General features: G+C 53.6%; 18 protein-coding genes. 4 read left to right on the top strand and 14 right to left on the bottom strand.

The annotated features are described in order from the left end of the window. The first annotated feature begins 90 nt into the window (after window positions 1-90). From C8273_RS04840 to C8273_RS04825, 4 genes are read left to right on the top strand one after another with little or no spacing between them, the layout of a single operon-like run. A complete protein-coding gene (locus tag C8273_RS04840) occupies window positions 91-1,023 on the top strand; it encodes an ABC transporter permease (protein ID WP_106626633.1) in 933 nt (310 codons plus the stop codon). Between the two features lie 4 nt (window positions 1,024-1,027). Beyond that, a complete protein-coding gene (locus C8273_RS04835) occupies window positions 1,028-1,858 on the top strand; it encodes an ABC transporter permease (protein WP_106626632.1) in 831 nt (276 codons plus the stop codon). A 38-nt stretch (window positions 1,859-1,896) separates the two neighbouring features. Next, window positions 1,897-3,420, top strand: a complete 1,524-nt coding sequence (locus tag C8273_RS04830; RefSeq protein ID WP_106626631.1) for an ABC transporter substrate-binding protein — start codon at window positions 1,897-1,899, stop codon at window positions 3,418-3,420. 34 nt (window positions 3,421-3,454) lie between these two features. Then, entirely contained in the window at window positions 3,455-5,101 is a 1,647-nt protein-coding gene (locus C8273_RS04825; protein ID WP_106626630.1) for a dipeptide ABC transporter ATP-binding protein, read from the top strand. Between the two features lie 86 nt (window positions 5,102-5,187). On the opposite strand, the gene hcp is transcribed toward C8273_RS04825, so the two are convergent. The 14 genes from hcp to C8273_RS04755 all read right to left on the bottom strand — a co-directional run bounded on the left by hcp (window position 5,188) and on the right by C8273_RS04755 (window position 18,971). After that, window positions 5,188-6,849, bottom strand: a complete 1,662-nt coding sequence (gene hcp / locus C8273_RS04820) for a hydroxylamine reductase (protein WP_106626629.1) — start codon at window positions 6,847-6,849, stop codon at window positions 5,188-5,190. Between the two features lie 188 nt (window positions 6,850-7,037). Then, entirely contained in the window at window positions 7,038-7,595 is a 558-nt protein-coding gene (locus C8273_RS04815) for a GNAT family N-acetyltransferase (RefSeq protein WP_234343836.1), read from the bottom strand. A gap of 38 nt (window positions 7,596-7,633) precedes the next feature. Beyond that, window positions 7,634-8,731 carry a DegT/DnrJ/EryC1/StrS family aminotransferase gene (locus C8273_RS04810; RefSeq protein WP_106626627.1) on the bottom strand — a complete coding sequence of 366 codons (1,098 nt, stop codon included), beginning with the start codon at window positions 8,729-8,731 and terminating at the stop codon, window positions 7,634-7,636. A gap of 67 nt (window positions 8,732-8,798) precedes the next feature. Then, entirely contained in the window at window positions 8,799-9,782 is a 984-nt protein-coding gene (locus tag C8273_RS04805) for a glycosyltransferase family 2 protein (RefSeq protein ID WP_106626626.1), read from the bottom strand. 11 nt (window positions 9,783-9,793) lie between these two features. Further along, window positions 9,794-10,225, bottom strand: coding sequence for a sugar 3,4-ketoisomerase (locus C8273_RS04800; RefSeq protein WP_106626625.1), 432 nt, complete (start codon window positions 10,223-10,225; stop codon window positions 9,794-9,796). A gap of 18 nt (window positions 10,226-10,243) precedes the next feature. Further along, window positions 10,244-12,193 carry a glycosyltransferase gene (locus C8273_RS13425; protein WP_106626624.1) on the bottom strand — a complete coding sequence of 650 codons (1,950 nt, stop codon included), beginning with the start codon at window positions 12,191-12,193 and terminating at the stop codon, window positions 10,244-10,246. 67 nt (window positions 12,194-12,260) lie between these two features. Further along, on the bottom strand, window positions 12,261-12,782 hold the full coding sequence (locus tag C8273_RS04790; protein ID WP_159060736.1) for a hypothetical protein: 522 nt from the start codon (window positions 12,780-12,782) through the stop codon (window positions 12,261-12,263). Between the two features lie 126 nt (window positions 12,783-12,908). After that, window positions 12,909-13,868: a glycosyltransferase family 2 protein gene (locus C8273_RS04785; RefSeq protein ID WP_106626622.1), complete on the bottom strand. Its 960-nt coding sequence runs from the start codon at window positions 13,866-13,868 to the stop codon at window positions 12,909-12,911. Window positions 13,869-13,984: 116 nt separating this feature from the next. Continuing rightward, a complete protein-coding gene (locus C8273_RS04780; RefSeq protein ID WP_159060735.1) occupies window positions 13,985-14,569 on the bottom strand; it encodes a CatB-related O-acetyltransferase in 585 nt (194 codons plus the stop codon). 33 nt (window positions 14,570-14,602) lie between these two features. Then, entirely contained in the window at window positions 14,603-15,991 is a 1,389-nt protein-coding gene (locus tag C8273_RS04775; RefSeq protein ID WP_106626842.1) for a glycosyltransferase, read from the bottom strand. Between the two features lie 73 nt (window positions 15,992-16,064). Beyond that, window positions 16,065-16,586, bottom strand: coding sequence for an ECF transporter S component (locus C8273_RS04770; RefSeq protein WP_106626620.1), 522 nt, complete (start codon window positions 16,584-16,586; stop codon window positions 16,065-16,067). Further along, window positions 16,567-17,589, bottom strand: coding sequence for a glycosyltransferase (locus C8273_RS04765; protein ID WP_106626619.1), 1,023 nt, complete (start codon window positions 17,587-17,589; stop codon window positions 16,567-16,569). Before C8273_RS04765 ends, C8273_RS04770 begins: the two co-directional genes overlap by 20 nt. A 134-nt stretch (window positions 17,590-17,723) precedes the next feature. Continuing rightward, complete coding sequence (locus C8273_RS04760) at window positions 17,724-18,407, bottom strand: cytochrome c biogenesis CcdA family protein (RefSeq protein WP_106626618.1); 684 nt, start codon at window positions 18,405-18,407, stop codon at window positions 17,724-17,726. Window positions 18,408-18,431: 24 nt separating this feature from the next. Beyond that, window positions 18,432-18,971: a TlpA family protein disulfide reductase gene (locus C8273_RS04755; RefSeq protein ID WP_106626617.1), complete on the bottom strand. Its 540-nt coding sequence runs from the start codon at window positions 18,969-18,971 to the stop codon at window positions 18,432-18,434. Window positions 18,972-18,984: the final 13 nt, after the last annotated feature.

Here is an 18,984-nt window from a genome sequence, read left to right as displayed (position 1 = left end):
TTACGCTTCGGTTGACAATCTTCTTCCCTGGACGATATACTGAAAATTGTTTTTCACTTGCTCCTCGACGAAATACATGATGGAGAATTTATGACGGCAAAGTCACTCCTGCAGCGATTCCTGCAGTTCATCCCCGTGTTCTTCGGCATCACACTTCTATCCTTCGGTCTCATCTACATCGCGCCCGGCGATCCCGTCGGCATCCGCCTCTCGGCGGGCGGTGTGTCCGCCGACCCGCAGCTTGTGGAGCAGATGCGGACAGAGATGGGGCTTGACGCGCCCTTCCTCGTGCAGTACGGTCATTGGCTCATCCAGTTTATTCAAGGCGATATGGGCACATCCTACATCACCGATCTGCCTGTCGCTGCAACGTTTTGGAAGGCGCTCCCCTACACGCTGCGCATGGCGGGTACGGCGATGGGTCTCACCCTCCTCATCTCCCTGCCGCTCGGCATCACGATTGCCGCATGGCGCAACAGCCGCATGGATTACGCCGTTCGCATTCTGACCTTCATCGGCAACGCAACGCCGGGGTTCATCGTCGCGCTTGTGCTTATGTTTGTATTCTCCTACCGTCTCGGCTGGATTCCCGTCCTTGCAACAACAAAGCCGATCGGCATGGTTCTGCCTGCACTCACGCTTGCACTGGTCATGTCCTCGCGCTACATCCGCCAGATTCGCGCGGCGGCGCTCGACGAACTTGCAAAGGACTACGTTGTCGGTCTGCGTGCGCGCGGCATCCCCGAGCGTGTAATCCTCGCCCGCAATGTCCTGAAGAACATCATGGTCATCGTCATCACGCTCACAGGCATCTCCGTTGGCTCACTGCTCGGCGGCACGGTCATCATCGAGACCATCTTTAACTGGCCTGGCATTGGCAGCCTCATCATGACGGCGATCACGAACCGCGACTATCCCATCATTCAAGCCGTCGTCGTGTGGATGGCACTCGCGTTCTTCCTCGTGAATCTCATCGCCGATCTCTCCTACCGCTATTTCAACCCCAAGATCAAGGATTTATAATTCAATGCGATCTTTTACAAAGACCCCGCTTCTCTTTCGCGTACTTGCCCTTCTTTCAGCACTCATCCTTATCACGAGCCTCTTCTCTGCCCAACTCGCCCCCTATGACCCATACGCAACCGATCCGCAGCTGATCCTGAAGGCGCCGTCCGCCGAGCATCTCCTCGGCACGGACAACTATGGCAGAGACATCCTCTCGCGCATTCTCGCGGGGGGGAAAACCTCGATCTTCTCCGCCCTCTTCATCATCCTCGCCGCAGGTTCGCTCGGCAGTATGATCGGTCTGCTCTCGGGCTACTATCGCGGACGAATAGACGCTGTTCTGATGCGTTTCACCGATGTATTTCAAGCATTTCCCGACATTGTGCTCGCAATCGCGGTCGCGGGTGTGCTCGGCGGCGGGCTGTTCAATGCCGTGCTCGCACTCATCGTTACGACGTGGACGCAGTATGCACGCATCGCACGCAGTGCAGCGGTCACGGTAAAGGAGGAGACGTACATACAGGCGGCGCAGCTCTCCGGCTGCAGTGATGCACGCATTCTATTCGGGCACATCCTGCCGAATATCGCGGGGCCGCTCATCGTCACTGCCGTCCTGCACGTCAGTACGATGATGATGGGGCTCGCGGGGCTGTCCTACCTCGGGATCGGCGTCCAGATTCCCGCCGCCGAGTGGGGCGCGATGATCAGCGAGGGACAGAAGTACCTGCAGCAGGCGCCATGGGCAGCACTCGCGCCGAGTGCCGTGATGGTCGCCGTCATGATGGTCTTCAACATGTTCGGCGATCAGCTGCGGGATCTGCTCGACCCCAAGACACGGGAAAAGAGCATATAGCCGCATATAGTCATATCTCATTCCATAGGAGGCTTTCCATGAACAAATTTTTTCAGATTCTATGCGCCGCACTCCTGCTTGCGCTCCCCATTGCCATGGCCGGCTGCGGAAGCTCGGAACAGGCGGCGGACACAAAGAAAATCGTACGCGTCGGCGGCACAGTCGCCGTGACGAGCACGATGGATCCCGCAAAGGAGTGGAACGGCTGGTACGCCGTGCGCTATGGCGTGGGCGAAACACTCTTCCGTCTCGACGACGAGATGAAGCCGCAGCCATGGCTTGCCGAAAAGGCGGAGAATGTCGGCCCGACCGTCTGGCGCATCACGCTGCGGGACAATGTCACATTCTCAAACGGTGAGAAAATGACGGCAGAGAAGGTCATCGATTCGCTGAAGCGAACGGAGGCAATGAACCCGCGCGCGTCTTGGCTGGCGGGTGCCGCGTATACGGTGGACGGCAATGTCCTCACGATCCACACGAAGGAGCCGTATGCAACACTGATCAATGATCTCTGCGACCCGTACGCCGTCATTGTTGATGTTGTGGGGACACAGGACTTTGACGCGGCACCGGTCTGCACAGGGCCTTTCGTCATGGCATCGTTCGAGCCCGACAAGCATGCGGTTATGGAAAAGAACGCAAACTATTGGGACGGTGCGGCTAAGTCTGACCTGATCGAATACACGAAGATCGCGGACTTTAACACACTCGCAACGGCGCTGCAGGGAGGCGAAATCGACGTTGCACTCGACCTCAGCCCCGAGACGGCGGAGACGATAGCAGCAAACGATAAATTTACGGTGATAAAGACGCCGCAGACACGCACCTATCAGCTCTATTTCAATCTTGAAAAACTGACCGATCCCGCCGTACGTCAGGCGATCATGTACGGCGTGGACAAAAAGACCATCAGTGAGCAGTACCTCAAGGGTGCAATGACGGCATCAAGCAGCGCCTTCCTCGCATCGACTCCATACGGCGATCCCGCGCTCAAGGCGCGCTCCTACGATCCTGAAAAGGCAAAGCAGGTACTCGCGGCAGCGGGTTATACGGACACGGACGGCGACGGCATCGTCGAGAAGAACGGCAAGCCGCTCACCGTCGAAATGGGGGTCTACAAGCGTCTTTTCAACGAAAACATCACAACGGAGATGCAGGCACAGCTGAAAAAGATCGGCATCAACGTCAATATTGTCGCACACGAGAAGTCGACCTACCTCAAGCCCGGTGATTTCGAGCTCTCCCTCTACTCCGTCGTCACGATGCCAACGGGTGATCCGTACGCGTTTCTGCGCGACTGCCTCAGTGCAAAGGGCGTATCGAATTTTGGGCACTATGACAATCCCGTCGTGCAGCAGCTGCTTGCCGATCTGCCAAATACATTTGACTCCGCAAGGCGTATTGCACTCGTCAACCACATTCAGCAGCAGGTGATCGACGATGCGGCGATGGACTTCATTGGCTTCAACAATATGCAGGTTGGTATCTCGAAGAACGTCACGGGCTTCCTCTCGACGCCGAGCGACTACTATCATGTGACAAAGGATCTGGATAAGCAGTGATGTTTCTGTCAGCAGTACAGCGGAGTACACGCCGATGAAGGAATTGCTCCGCATCGACCGGCTGACCGCAGGATACGGCGGCAATGCGGTCATTGAGGACATTAGTCTGTGCCTCTCTGCGGGTGAGGTGCTCGGCATTGTCGGTGAGAGCGGCAGCGGAAAGTCCACCCTGCTCAAGGCAATCGCACAGATTCGCGGACTCTCCACGGAGATCCATGCGGGCACAATCGTCCTCGACGGGCGTGACATTGCCGTCCTCAGCGCCGGTGAGCGCCGCAAGATGCACGGTGAGGAGCTCGCGATGGTGTTCCAGTACGCAGGCGCATCGCTGAACCCTGCGCGGCGGATTGGCACGCAGCTCGTTGAGACGATGCGTGCGCACACCGATCTGTCGCGTGAGGAAATCTACGCACGCGCGGCAGAGGTATTCGGCGGCATGGGATTTCCCGATGTCAGCCGCATCCTCGCGGCATATCCGTTCGAGCTGTCGGGCGGCATGGCACAGCGCGCCGCCATCGCACTCGCTGTCATCCTGCGCCCGCAGCTGCTGCTCGCCGATGAGCCGACCTCGGCACTCGACGCGACGATCCAGCTGCAGGTACTGGACGAGCTGCGCGCACTCAAGGAGCGCATGGGCACGGCAATCCTCCTCATCACCCACAACATCGGTGTCGTGCGGCACATTGCCGACCGCGTTGCCGTCATGTGCAAGGGAAGAATTGTCGAACAGGGCACCGTGGACGAGGTGCTTGGAAACCCGCAGCATCCCTATACGCGGGAACTCCTTACGGCTGTACCGCAGCTGCATGCCGCTGCGCACGTTCACTGCGATCGACACGATCATGCAGAGAAAAACACCGCTCCCATCGCCTCCCCCGTCCAAGCGGGGGAGGCGGATCGCGTAAGCGGTGGAAGGGGTGCCCTCCAAGATCTCCTGCGCTTTGAGAACGTCTCCATGCACTTTGACGATGCGGCGGGACGCACGCAAGCCGTTGACCGCATATCCTTTTCACTCGCGCAGCGTGAACTGCTCGGCATTGTCGGCGAGAGCGGCAGCGGCAAATCCACCGTTGCAAAGCTCCTCACGGGACTGCATACGCCGACGGGCGGAAACATCCTCCTCGCGGGTAAGAACATCACGCACGCATGCGGAAAGGAGCGGCGCACCCTCTACACACGCATCCAGATGGTGTTTCAGGATGCACCTGGCTCGTTCAACCCACGCCGCACCATCGGCGCGATGATCGGCGAGACCATCTGCCGCCTGTGTACGCCTGATGAACACGACACCAAACGGCGCGTCGCGCAGCTCCTCACAGAGGTGGGACTGCCCGCCGCATACGCGGATCGCTACCCGCACGAGATGAGCGGCGGCGAGTGCCAGCGTGCAGCGATTGCACGCGCCATGGCAGTTCACCCCGAAATCCTCGTCTGTGATGAGGCAACCTCCGCACTCGATGTTTCCGTGCAGGCAAAGATCATCGCCCTGCTCCTGCATTTGCAGCAAGAGCACGGCATGAGCCTCCTCTTCATCTCGCATGACCTTCCGCTCGTCAGCTCCATCGCCGACCGCGTCCTCATCATGCAGAATGGACGCATCGTCGAGCAGGGCGCAACGTCGCGCGTCCTTAGAGAACCAAGCGAAGAATATACGAGGAACCTGCTAAGGGCGGCATTGTAAACTCACACAAAAACGGGACTTCCGTACGAAATACCATTTTATTTCGTACGGAAGTCCCGTTTACTTATCTATGAATGGATATTCTCTTACACAGCAGTGGCTTCGGGTGCGTTTACCTCAATGCCAAACATTTCCATATCGTCCTCGACGTTCGTGATGCCGCCGATGCCGAAGGTCTCGACGAGCACCTTTGCGACATTCGGAGAGAGGAACGCGGGGAGCGTGGGTCCAAGGTGGATGTTCTTCACACCGAGGTGGAGCAGTGCGAGGAGAACAATGACAGCCTTCTGCTCGTACCACGCAATGTTGTAGGCAATCGGAAGCTTGTTCACATCATCCAGACCGAATACTTCCTTCAGCTTCAGCGCGATCAGCGCGAGCGAGTAGGAGTCGTTGCACTGCCCTGCGTCAAGGACACGCGGGATACCGCCGATGTCGCCGAGATCCTTCTTGATGTACTTGTACTTCGCGCAGCCCGCCGTGAGGATGACCGTGTCATGCGGCAGCGCCTCGGCGAACTCAGCATAGTACTCACGCGACTTCATACGACCATCGCAGCCCGCCATAACGACGAACTTCTTGATCGCGCCGCTCTTGACCGCCTCCACGACCTTGTCCGCGACAGCAAAGACCTGCTCGTGTGCAAATCCGCCGACAATCTCGCCCGTCTCCAGCTCCGTCGGAGGCGCGCACTTCTTCGCGCACTCGATGACAGGCGTAAAGTCCTTCTCACCGTTCACGAGAGGGATGTGCGTGCAGCCCGGTACGCCGACTGCAGCCGTCGTGAAGAGGCGATCCTTGTAGCTGTCCTTCGGCGGAACAACGCAGTTCGTCGTCATGAGGATTGCGCCGTTGAACTTCTCGAACTCCTCTTTCTGCAGCCACCACGCATTGCCGTAATTGCCGACGAGATTGTCGTACTTCTTGAACGCGGGGTAGTAGTGCGCGGGGATCATCTCGCCGTGCGTATAGACATCGACACCCGTGCCCTTCGTCTGCTCCAAGAGGCGCTCAAGATCCTTGAGGTCATGCCCGGAGATGAGGATGCCGGGGCGGTTACGAACACCGAGGTTGACCTTTGAGATCTCGGGATGACCGTACGTGCCCGTGTTCGCACCGTCGAGCAGAGCCATACCCGCAACGCCCCACTTGCCCGTCTCAAGCACGAGCGCCGTCAGCGCATCGCCGTCCATCGTATCATCGAGCAGCTGTGCAAGCGCGTGCTGCATGAATGCGTCGATCTCCTCGTTCTCGTGCCCCAGCGCATTTGCGTGCTCGACATAGGCAGACAGCCCCTTCAGACCGTACGTCGTCAGCTCACGCAGACTGCGTACATCCTCGTTCTCCGTCGCGAGCACGCCGACCGTCTTCGCCTTTGCCTCGAACTCCGCACGCGGAGCCGTCCAATGTGCCGCCTCGGGCAGGTGCGATGCATCGGAGAGCTGACTGAGCAGATCCGCCTTGATCGCAAGCGTCTCCTCGATCACGTCCATGATCGCCTCGCGGTCAAAGTTCGCATTCGTGATCGTAATGAAGAGATTCATCGTCACGCGATGGTTCACCTCGATGGCAACCTTCTTGCCAGCGGCGCGCAGTGCCGTCGTCACCGCACCGAGCCCCTTCGTCACATAGACGAGCAGATCCTGCATCTCGGCGACATCCGGCTTCTTGCCGCAGACCCCCTGCACCGTGCAGCCTTTGCCGCCCGCTGTTTCCTGACACTGATAACAAAACATTTTAGCATCCATGAGAAACTCTCCTTTGCAACAATACACATTTGTTGTGTTGATTATAGCAAAGGTGCTTCACGATAGACGTAACAAATGTTACCGCTCAATAATCAATAGTAATTCTCATAAACATTCAATCAAACACACAAAAATCCCCCCATCCCCAAAAATACAAATGGAGGGATTTTCAGCTGCAAAAGAGCGTCCTAAGGAATCACGGATAATATTTTCTGACGGATATTCTCCCGTACGGCAAGCCAATCCTCGCGTGAGCGCAGGTACTCCGTCTGTCGCATACCGTTCACATTCAGCTCATCCGGAAAGTGCGCACTTCCTTCATTTCTATGAAAACCATACTTCTCATGATAACGTATGGAGGCAATATTGTCGCACGCAATATGTGCATAACAAGTATCCACACCAAACGCATCATACACCATATCAGCAAAAAGCAGGCTTGCCTCCGCAAAGTGGAGACTGCCTCGATAGCTACGGTCTCCGACAAGGAGACGCCCTGTGATACAGATACGTGCGGCAGAATCATAGTCCGTCCAGCCCATTGTGGCAAACGGCGTATCATTCTCTTTGTCAACGACGATGAGCAGTCCCTGTGTTGCATCAGTCAAGTACGTTTCATACCAAGCCTGCTGCTTTTCCATCGTCAGGACAAAGGGCTGGTTCAGATAACGGTTGTTCTCCTGGTCATTGCGCCAGTCGATGATGTACGGAAAATAGCGCTCCTCCAATGACGTCAGATAGACCATACGTCCTTCGCATTGTATCAAGCTCATACAATCCTCTCTCAGGTGCGATAGGCATTGACAACATCGATCGCATAGGATATTTCCGCATCGGTCATTCCGTTAAACATCGGCAGACTCAGCACCTCGTCCGCATACTGCTCCGCAATGGGGAAGCTGCCCTTCCCGCAGCCAAGATCTCTATAACACTCCGCGAGATGCGGCGGGATCGGATAGTGAATGACCGTCTCGATGCCGTTTTTTGAAAGATACGCCTTGAAGTGATCCCGCGTCTCCGTCCGTACAACAAATTGATGATAGACATGCTCCGCGCCCTCACGCAGCTGCGGCAAGGTGATCTGTTCGTTATGAATCCCCGCAAGATAGCGCGCGGCGATTGCCCTGCGTTCCTCCGTCAGCTCCGCAAGATATCCGAGCTTTACGCGCAAGAGAGCCGCCTGTATCTCATCCAGACGGGAATTTACCCCACATAGTTCGTTGTGGTATTTCTCCCTGCTGCCATAGTTGCGCAGCATACGAATCTTCTCGGCAAGTGCCGCATCGTCGGTCACGATCGCACCCGCATCGCCGAATGCGCCGAGATTCTTCGTCGGATAAAAGCTGAAGCAACCGATGTTGCCGAAGCGCCCCGTCATTACATCGCCGAAATGTGCGCCGTGAGACTGGGCACAGTCCTCGACCACGGCAAGATGATGCTTCTTTGCGATCTCCATCACGCACCCCATATCGACCGCCTGTCCATAGAGATGAACAGGCATCACGGCACGCGTACGCTCCGTAATCGCTGCTTCGAGTTTAGATGTGTCCAGATTGTAGTATTCATCCGGTTCGACAAAGACAGGCGTCGCCCCGTTTGCCGTGACCGCAAGCACGGTCGCAATATAGGTGTTTGCAGGTACGATGACCTCATCCCCCGCGCCGATGCCAAGTGCTGCGACGGAGAGTATCAGCGCGTCGAGTCCGGAGTTCAGTCCGACGGCATATTGCGCCCCCGTATAGGCGGCAAACTCCTCCTCGAACGCCGCAAGTTCCGGTCCCATAATGTACCAGCCCGAGCGCAGGGCACGCAGTGCCGCCGCTTCGTATTCCGCTGCGTGAAGTTCATACTGGCGCCCAAGTGTGGCAAGATCAATTTTCATATAATTTCCTTTGCTATGTGTACGAGTAATCCGATGAAACACGTAAAAAAAGCGCATTAAATACGACTCACGTCATATCGTCCGCATACTGCAATCCGGCATGAATCCAGCGTAGTAAATACGCTTGGTTGAGCTGCGTCCGCTGTTTATCGTTTTCTTCCTTCAGCCGAAGAAACGCCTCCTCTACATATTCATCAATATACGACTGATAGACATCCCCCGGATAATGCTCCGGATCCATCTTCCAATGACACAGATCGCGCCACTCAGGATGGTTTTCCGCAATAATTGCATAGTACATATTACGATCCGCGTAAATACGGGACTTCCACTCTGTCTGCCATGAAACGCCGGAACCTCTTTCATACCATGCGAAGTGCTCATCCAAAAAGCCAAACTCTACGCCATCTGCAATCATGATATTATATACACAATCCTCGCCGTAGATAATACGATCAAGGATTTTCTCCGTATAGGAGATCAGCAGTTTCGCCTCTGTAAAAAAGGCGCCTCCAACAGGAAAGTCCTGTGCAATGAGATATTCCTTCTTAATTTCGGAAAATGCGTTCCTACGATATGATTCCAAATTTGCAGGCTGCAGCTGACCGAGCACCACATAGGTCTGCTCGTCTTTTTTTTGATAGAAATACGTCCATCCAAAGGCGACTCGATATTGATGTTGTTCCACGAATCGAAGCATTCGTACCAAGGCAGTTTCATCATACAGGAAATCGCCCGGCGAAATGACTTTTACATAGCGTCCTCGCATCACGGGAAAGACTCCCGCCACATTTTTCACTGTTCCCTTGTTGTACGGATTTGCCACGATTGTATAGACATGGAAATCTTTCTGTGCGAAATACGCCTCTATTACACCTCTATCAAAATTCGGCGTACCGTCATCCGCGATGATAATTTCAAAGGAACATCCCTGCTGACATACAATCGATTCGAGGGTAGCAAACAGTTTTCGCAAATTCGGTTGATATGTCAGCACACATACCGAAACGTCAAGATCCGGATGATATGAAATGCTCTCACTCCTAAGCATATTTCCTCCATTTATGCCCCATTTTCCGAAGTGGAATCTGCGCTCGCCCCATGTACCATTCGCAGAAACTCATCATAGTCACGAATGTAGTCCGCCTCATCATAGACCTCGGACGCGAGCACCATGAGTACAGCATCCTCCGAGAAGTCGTACATCTCTCGCCACATTGCATGCGATATATAAAGCCCCTCGTATGGCTTTTCGAGCGGCACAATCTTTTTCTCCTGCCCGTTGTCGAGACGCACCTTGCAGCTCCCATGAATGCAGATTAGGATTTGCTCAAGTGCCCGATGGGCATGATGTCCGCGCACAACCCCCGGTACCGTATCATACATATAGTAGACGCGTTTGATGCGAAAGGGAATGTCGTTGAACTCCTCCAGCGCAACAAGCATGCCGCGCTCATCGCCATGCGGCTGAAACATATATTTTACAATCTGCATACAATGCTCCCATCTGATCTACAGGGCAAGAAAGACCACTTCGGCATTGACAAGCTTTTCCAGTTCTGCCGGATCCACATTTTTCAAATAAGTATATTTCTCCGCGCGATTCCGCTCGATCACAACTTTCATATACGCCTGCTGCAAATCATGAACTGTCTGTCCCGGCTTTTCCATGAGCAGTTGTTCCCGTTCTTCCCGTATTTCCCCATGCTTAATGTCAATCGCGGCAAGACAGGTGCCGATGTCCTGCATCGTCCTCTCTTTCCATGAGGATGATGTTCCTGTGGAGATGCCCGTGCCAAATTCATACCACAGGAGATTTTCGTTCCAAAAGCCGATCCCAACGCCGTCTGCAAGCATCATCATATACGCACAATCCTCTATGTAGATGATGGTGCCAACAATTCTTCTGAGGTATGCCATCAGGAGTCGCCGCTCGCACATATATGCCGCGCCGAGTACAAAATCGGCATAGAGCAGATAATTTCTCCGGATCGCTGCACAATCCATTGCTTCATAGGGGTGCAGATCCATCGGATTCATCGTATCCAGAATCTGATAGACCCCCTTTTCCCTGCGATAGTAACAGGCACGCCCGAATGCAACTGAATACTTCTCCTCCCGCATAAAGCGAAGCATATCAGCCAGCACATGATCGTCGTAGAGATAATCCCCAGGTGAGAGAATTTTGATATATGTGCCCTGTGCTGCCGTACACATATAGAAGAAATTCTCTACCACGCCCTTATTTTGGGGCAGACACACAATCCGGAAATTTGTAAAATTATGGCGGAGAAGCCACAGCTCCATGCGCTCCTGATCAAAATTCGGCGTGCCGTCATCGCCGATTACAATTTCAAAGGAGCAGCCCTTTTGATGGATGATGGATGTGAGTGTCCGGAACAATTTATCATAATCAGGGTGATAGGTCGCAACACAAACGGAGACATCATATTTTTTGTCATGAGGGAAAAGATCTCCCGCCCAATCGCCGCCGTAGAGGGTCTGCACACCGATACCTGCGGCATAATCCACGCAGCGTGAGGAGACCTCCTCCTTCGTGGTGATCAAGACATCCGCCCCACGGAGCAGCATAGGGGAAAACACCTCGCTCGTCTCATGGGTCAGTACCAGAGGCGCATTGTCTCCAAGGACAGAGAGCAGTTCACCGAGTTCCGCGATCTGCGCACGGCAGTCATTGTTCTGCGGCAAATCCATCAGGAGCACCGTCTTGTCCGATGCAGTACACGAAGACAGATATGCAAAGAACACCTTCCGCCAGATCTGTTCCGATGAGGCGAAATCCGGTACAAAGTAATAGATATGAATGCCTTGCGCCCGCAGCTGTTGCAGCGTATCTGCGGTTGTATCACCGCCGACCTCAGCCTCCTCCGGCACAGCAAAGCGCGTGACAAAATGCTGTGGAGCGCCCAAGAGGAGCGGCCGTTCCTCTTGGATCTTCTCCTCTGACCAATTCCACCATTTGATCCGCTGCAGTGCTTCTCGCATCGCCTCATCGAAGCGATATTTCAAAACACGCGCGGGATTCCCTCCGACGATGGCGTAGGCGGGCACATCCTCGGTCACAACACTCTCCGATTGGACAACTGCGCCGTTTCCGATCGATACGCCGCCAAGAACGGTTACATCATGCCCGATCTGAACGTCGTTGCCAATGACGATCTGTCTGCCTGTATATGTGGGCAGTGCCGCCTCCTGCATAAACTCATCAAAGGAATACGTTGTAACACCAAGTTCATCACGGCTCGTCGAAAATTCAAATAAGACTCTGCGACCGAGCGCAGAGTACTTGCCAACCAGCACATGAATGTCTGCATGATCGGAGAGAATAGTTCCCTCAAGAAGATACGAAAATGCGCCAACCGTAAGTACCGTGGTATCGCTGTCTTGATTTACCTTTCGCGTACGCGGTACTCTATCGTCCAACACGATCTGAAACTGCATATCATATCCTCCCAATGAACACATTTCCTATATTACGATCACATTCCTACGCAGAGTTCACCTGATCTCACTGCCCCCACTCCCACATCTGTGCATACTGCACTTCCTGAAGCCGCAGATCCACGTCAAATACGCGCACGGGATAGTTGGACTGATTCTCACACAGAATCTTCTTCAAGTTCCCGACAAATTCCTCCTCTGTGACAATCAGTTTTTTCGCGCGGAACGCAGCCTCCTTTGCGTGACGGTACGCAGGGTCCTCAATAAAGCGCCGCAGTTCCGCAAGAAATGCGTTCATATCCGTATACTCGATGCCGAGATCCTCCCCTGGCAGCAGCACCGATGACGCACCTGAGCCATAAGGGAGACAGAGGAAGTTAAACGGCGGTCTGCCCGCGAGTGCACTGTACTGCATCATCAATCCGCCAATCTGCGGACAGGTATTGAGGTACATGTCCACGTTCTGCATGATTTGGAACAGATCTGGACGCTCTGCCGTGATAAAGAGTCGTCCCTCATATTTCTGTTCCAACGCCCAAAGATCTGTAAACTGTGTCCGCAGCCCCATCCCTGCATACCAAAATTTCACCTGCGGGAAACTTCTCAAACAAAAGTCAACGATTTGATAGTACGTTTTCTCCTCGTTCAGCGTCTTGTAAAAGTCCTTCAGCTTTTGATGGAGCTGTTCCGACAGTGCGGGGATTTCGGCCTTCTGCTAACAGGAGTCCCCTGCGGGGATCATTTCAAAATTCTCACGCAGTAATTTGATCAGCTCCTGCGGATCGACATCCTGCAAAGAGGAGCCTGTTTGAACAAGCCGATCCACTTCCGCATAGTAGTCATCGAGTATTTTCGTATAAGGGGAGCTCTCATCATTCCGCCCCCCTATATGCCACCGATACAAATCGGCAAACTCCGGGTGACTCTCTGCAATGATCGCAAGGGTCGCACGGTTGTCCGCCCCCATGCGTTCCTTCCACTCCGGTGATGGCACGTTCGTTAAGCCGGTCTTGCATTCATACCATATAAAATTATGATTCCAAAATCCCGGAACGATGTCGTCAGCAATCATGAGGACATATACCATATCTTCCAGATACACAACATGTTCGCGAATGCGTATGGTGTAGGCGACCATGAGTTCCCGTTCTCCCATGAACGCGGCTCCCGTCGCGTAATCCTGACACACGAGATACGCCTCTTTGATTGCTGCAGCATTTCGCTCCAAATAAGGCCGCAGCTGATATGGCTGCATATTGTGGTAGATGTGGAACTGCCCGCCATCTTTGCCATAGTAACAGGAGCGTCCAAATGCGATCCGATGACCCTCACGCGCCATAAAGTGAAGCATATTGGCAAGAGCCATATCATCGTAAAAATAGTCACCTGGCGAAAGGAGCTTTACATAACGCCCCTCCGCAACAGAATAGGCATGTAGCACATTGCGAACAACTCCCTTGTTTTTTGCGCTGCGTATGATGGAATAGTCCTGAACCTGATGCTCTTCCAGCCACGCTTCAACCACATCCTGCCGAAACCCCGGTGTCCCATCGTCCGCGATGATAATCTCGTATACGCATCCACATTGCCGTACAACAGACGTAAGCGTTGTAAAAAGTTTTCCGTAATCCGAACGATAGGTGGGAATACAGACAGAAACATCATATTTTGACATGTACGGAACACCTCTTAAAATATCCGGCAATTCAAATCTTCATACACTTTAATATCTGTATACTCGTAGAGATCAATGCCCATACGGCTAAGTGCACGCAGCTTTTGACAAAGATTTTACAACAGCGCAGGAATGACACTCTGCCGTTCATCGGAGATATCCGCGAGAAACGCTTTGACATCTGCCCGCAGGAGATGGATATGCTGACGGATCTTTGCCTCCGGCCAATTCCACCATCCAGTCTGCATGAGGGCGGCAATCGTCTCCGCGTCGAAGCGAAATCCTATAATCTGTGCGGGATTCCCTGCCACGACGGCATAGGGTGGGACATTCTCTGTGACGACGCTGCCCGTACGAACAAGAGTACCGTCGCCGATGTGAACACCGCCCATGATGATCACATTGGATTCGATGCGCACATCACTGCCGATGATGATCTGGTGCGCACCTTCTTCCCCCAACTCCGTCTCAAAGTCATAATTTGCCGTGCACAGGGATGTATTCGCATGAAAGGAAAAGGTCACATTGTAGGAGAGTGATGAATAGCGTCCAATCAGGACATGAACGTCCGCCCCATCGGTCATAAAGCTCGCGTGAAGAACGTATGAACTGGCACCGGCGGTCAGCACAATTCGCCCGTTTTCATTCTTCACCATGCGCGTCTGCGGAGCTTTATCTTCCAATACAACGTGAAAATTCATTGTCCCTCTCCCAACCATGATTTGTTCACCCGCTCAGGCAAATGATACCTCTTGATGAACGAGTTTTTCTAGTTCGCTCAGATCGACATCTACCAGATAGGAATGTTCTACCCGAAAGCGCTCCACCGCGCCATAGTAATTCCGCACAATCTTACTGTATGGCGAATCCTCAACGCGTCCGCCGATATGCCATGCCACTGTGTCCTGCCATTCCCTGTGGTGCTTTGCAATCCCACGCAGGATCGCATAATTGTCACGCGTAATCCGCTCATTCCACGTGGTTGACCCTCCACTCGAAATCCCGCTGTCACACTCATACCAGACAAAATTGTGATCCCAAAACCCAGGACAAATATCATCCGCAATCATGGCAATGTGCGCTCCATCCTCCGTGTAGATGACCGCTCCAACCATGTCCCTCAGGTATGACGTCATCAAATGACGCTCCTCCATAAAGGCAGCACCGACAATATAGTCCTGACAGACGAGATATGCCTCCTTGATCGCGGCAACATTCTGTTCCTTGTAGGGAGCCAGCTGAAATGGATTCATGCGGTCAACGATCATATATTTACCATCGCGCTCGTAATAGTGGCAGGAACGCCCAAAGGCAGTTCGATAGCCATGCTCCTCCATAAAGTGCATCATATCCGCCAGCACATGGTCGCTGTATAGATAGTCTCCCGGCGATATCGCCTTGACATAGCGACCGCGTGCGCGGAGGAACAGATCCATATAGTTTCTGACTGTCCCCCGATTTTCCGTACTGGATTGGATTTGATAGTCCTTGAACCCCTGCTGCAAAAGCCACCATTCGACACGCAGCGCATCAAAATTCTCTGATCCGTCGTCTCCCACAAGAATCTCAAGCGAACAGCCCTGCTGGCGAATGACCGAGGTCAGCGTCGTAAAGAGTTTCTGCTCATCCGGACGATAGGTTGCAACACAGACGCTGACATCATAGTCCTTCGCATTCGGCTGCCAATCTCTGGCATATACAACCTTCGCGCCAACTACACCTGCAAGTGCTGCACAGCGGGCGGAAATCTCTTCTTTCGTCGTAAGAAGCACATCCCCCTGCTGCAAAGCATTGGACAGAATCGTATCTGCATACGCACAGGCAAGCACAAGCGGCGCGTCTGTACCAAGCGCCGCAAGCAGCGTACCGATCTCCCCGATCTGAGCGTCTGCGCCGTCCTCCTCCGTCAGGAGAACGAGTGCTGTCGGATCATCTGCAGAGTAAGCGCGGAGATAGGCACGAACGACATTGCGCCAAAGCCCTTCATCCGATGAAAAATCTGGCACAAAATAATAGAAACGAAAGCCCTGTGCTCTGTACTGTGCAATCTGACCAATTATCTTCCCTTCTTCATGGGCAACATCCGCGATATGCGTCGCTTCTTCGTCCCTTATCAACTGCATATCCAAGTCCTCTTCCTTGCTCCCATACGATATGTCGGAAAATCCGCCGTTTTGCTAAATACTTTATCCTGCATCAAAACCTTGGAAACCTCTCGCGCAACAAAGGCAGGAGGAAAAAAGCGATGACAGAGTTCACAATGCCCTCCATCAAAAGTCCGGGCGCGGAGGCTAGTGCCGCAGAGAAGCTTGCATAGAGCAGAGCGCCCGCGAGTGTGTAAGCGACCGCCATCCAGAGGCTCGATAGGAAAAGCGCTGCGATGATGCTGATGCGGGGTGCAAGCGCAGCTCTCCGCCGTCCAATGCGGCAGACAATCTCCGCCATCACGAATTTGATGATGAGTGTCGGCACAACCCAGAGTGCAAACCCGCCGAGAAGATCGGCAAGCGCCGAACCGATGCACGCAGCAAGAAGGGCACTACGGCGCGGCACAAGAAGGGCAAGCAAGAAGATCACCGCATCCCCGAGATGGGCATATCCCAATGGAATTGGGATATGCGGCAGATACGTCGCCACAAAGACAAGCGCTGTCATGAGTGCGGTGAAGACAAGCTCCTGCGTGGTAAATGTAGTTTTTTCAATGTTCTGATGTGGCATTTTCTCCTCCAAATCTATTCCTAAGGGTTGATATATATATATCCTTAAGGACAACTTCCGCATGCACCAATTTTTCCAGTTCTCCCGGATCAATATTTTGCAGATAAGAGCCGGCGTCTAACATACGCTGTGCTTCCGCATAGTAGGCTTCTCTTTTTCTCGTATATGCGTCATAATCACGAGTTTTGCCGTCAGCCGAAGCAAAAACAAAATCCAAAATATCGCTGTGCCGCTCTTCGATGATGGCAAGTGTGACTTTGCTGTCATGTAAAAGACGCGCACGCCACTTCTCTGACGAATCATTCGATATGCCGGTACTGTAATCATACCATATTAAATTCGCATCCCAGAACCCAAGCCGAATATCATCAGCGACCATGATGGGATAAATCGCATCCTCTGTATAGATAATGCGGTCAAGTATAACCTCTGTATACGCAACCAGCAGGTGACGCTCCCCCATAAACGCAGCGCCAACCGCATAGTCCTGATAAACGAGATAGGACGTCTTAGCCGCAGCATAATCTTCCTCCTGATACGGTCTCAGATGAAACGGGTTCATGCGGTTAACGAGATAGTATTTATCATCACGTCTTACGTAATAGCACGCTCGTCCAAATGCTATTTTATAGTTCTTCTTCTCCATGAAGTGCAGCATATCCGCCAGAACATGCTTACTGTAAAGATAATCCCCCGGCGAGATCAGTTTGACATAACGTCCCTGCGCCGCACGCAGAACATTGATTACATTATGCACAGTTCCTCTGTTCTCGGAACTTCGTACCAATGTGTAATCCTTAAATCCGTGATGGAAAAGCCACTGCTCGATTTCCTTTTGCGGAAATGCCGGCGTCCCATCATCTCCGATCACGATTTCATAGCTGCAGCCGTCCTGCTGAATCAAGGAAGTCAGCGTAGTAAACAACTGCTCGACATCCGGCCGATATGTCAGAACACAGACGCTGATATCATATTTGCTATCAGATGTCACATGAAATTCCATTTTGGATCTCTCCCAATTCCTTCCTAATTTCCTTCTATACAATATCACACGGCATCCCGAATTTCAATGCAGATACAAAAAACGATCTTTCCTCATCATGCAAGTGATAAGGAAAGATCGTTATTTTAGTCGCATTACGACAAAATACGTACAAGATGGCTCAGCGAGTCCGACCAGAGCAGGACACCAAGGAGGACGAGCACAATGCCCGCCGCACGCTGAATTGTCGGCAGATATTGATAGAATGCGCGCAGCTTCATGATGTGACGCCGCCATATCACTGCAAGCAGGAAGAACGGCACCGCAAAGCCGAGGCTATAGACGAGGAGCAGGAGCGCCCCCGCGCCGACGGTCGCCGTATCCCCCGCATAGAGGAGGATGGTGGCAAGCATGGGGCCCGTACACGGTGTCCAGCCGAGGGTAAAGCCGCAGCCGAGCAGGAACGCACCCCCGATGCCGGCAAAGCCGCGCTGCTGGAACGGGCGATACTCACGCAGGAGCAGCGGGATCTTGATCCATCCCGTCATGAAGAGCCCCATGGCGATGATGAGAACGGCCGCCCCCTGCCGCATAACGTCCTGATAGGCGAAAAGCCACGAGCCAATGAATGACGCCGTCGCGCCAAGCAGGACAAAGACGAGCGTAAAGCCCACAAGAAAGGCGGTTGTATTCGCATAGAGACGCTGCGTTTCCTTACCGTCCTGCTGACTGTTCTTCGCGAGGATCAGCGAGAACGTGGGCAGAAGAGGCAGAACGCAGGGCGAGATGAACGAGAGAAAGCCGGCGAGAAATGCGCCGCCGAGGAGAGTCAGTTCCATACACCGAAGCCTCCCCACATACGCTTAGAGTTTGTTGATAACATCTTCGAGTTCCTCTTTCGTCACACCGCCCGTCTTGCGGTAGACGACCTTGCCTTCTTTATCCACGACAACGGTGGTCGGAATCGCACGAATGCCGTAGAGGTTCGCCGCCGTGCCCTGTGCGTCAAGTACAACGGGCAGATCCGCCTTGCGTTCCGCCATGAATTTCTGCACCGGCGCAGCCTCCTCCTGCAGGTTGACTGCATAGAAGTCCACCGCATCCTTATGCGCCGCATGGAACGCCGCGAGATCGGGGATCTCCGCCTGACAGGGCGGGCACCACGTCGCCCAGAAATTGATGATGTAGGGCTTTCCCTTCGCTTCGACAGCCACATCCTCTCCCGCGATATTCTTGAGCGTGAACGTCGGTGCTGCCTCTCCGCGAAGGCCTGACCCCCGCCCCTGCTCCGCAGGCTGTGCACTTGCCGTCGTCCCAGTATCCGCCTTCTCACTGCCGCCGCACCCCGTAATCATGCTGAGTGCAAAGACGGCCGCAAAAAGTGCCGCATATCTCTTCTTCATATAAAATTCCTTT

Origin of the sequence: Candidatus Centipeda massiliensis (assembly GCF_900290285.1) — a bacterium.
GTDB classification, from domain to species: domain Bacteria; phylum Bacillota; class Negativicutes; order Selenomonadales; family Selenomonadaceae; genus Centipeda; species Centipeda massiliensis.
The sequence above is the reverse complement of the archived record's forward strand: the minus strand, read 5'-3'. Positions and strand labels throughout refer to the sequence as shown.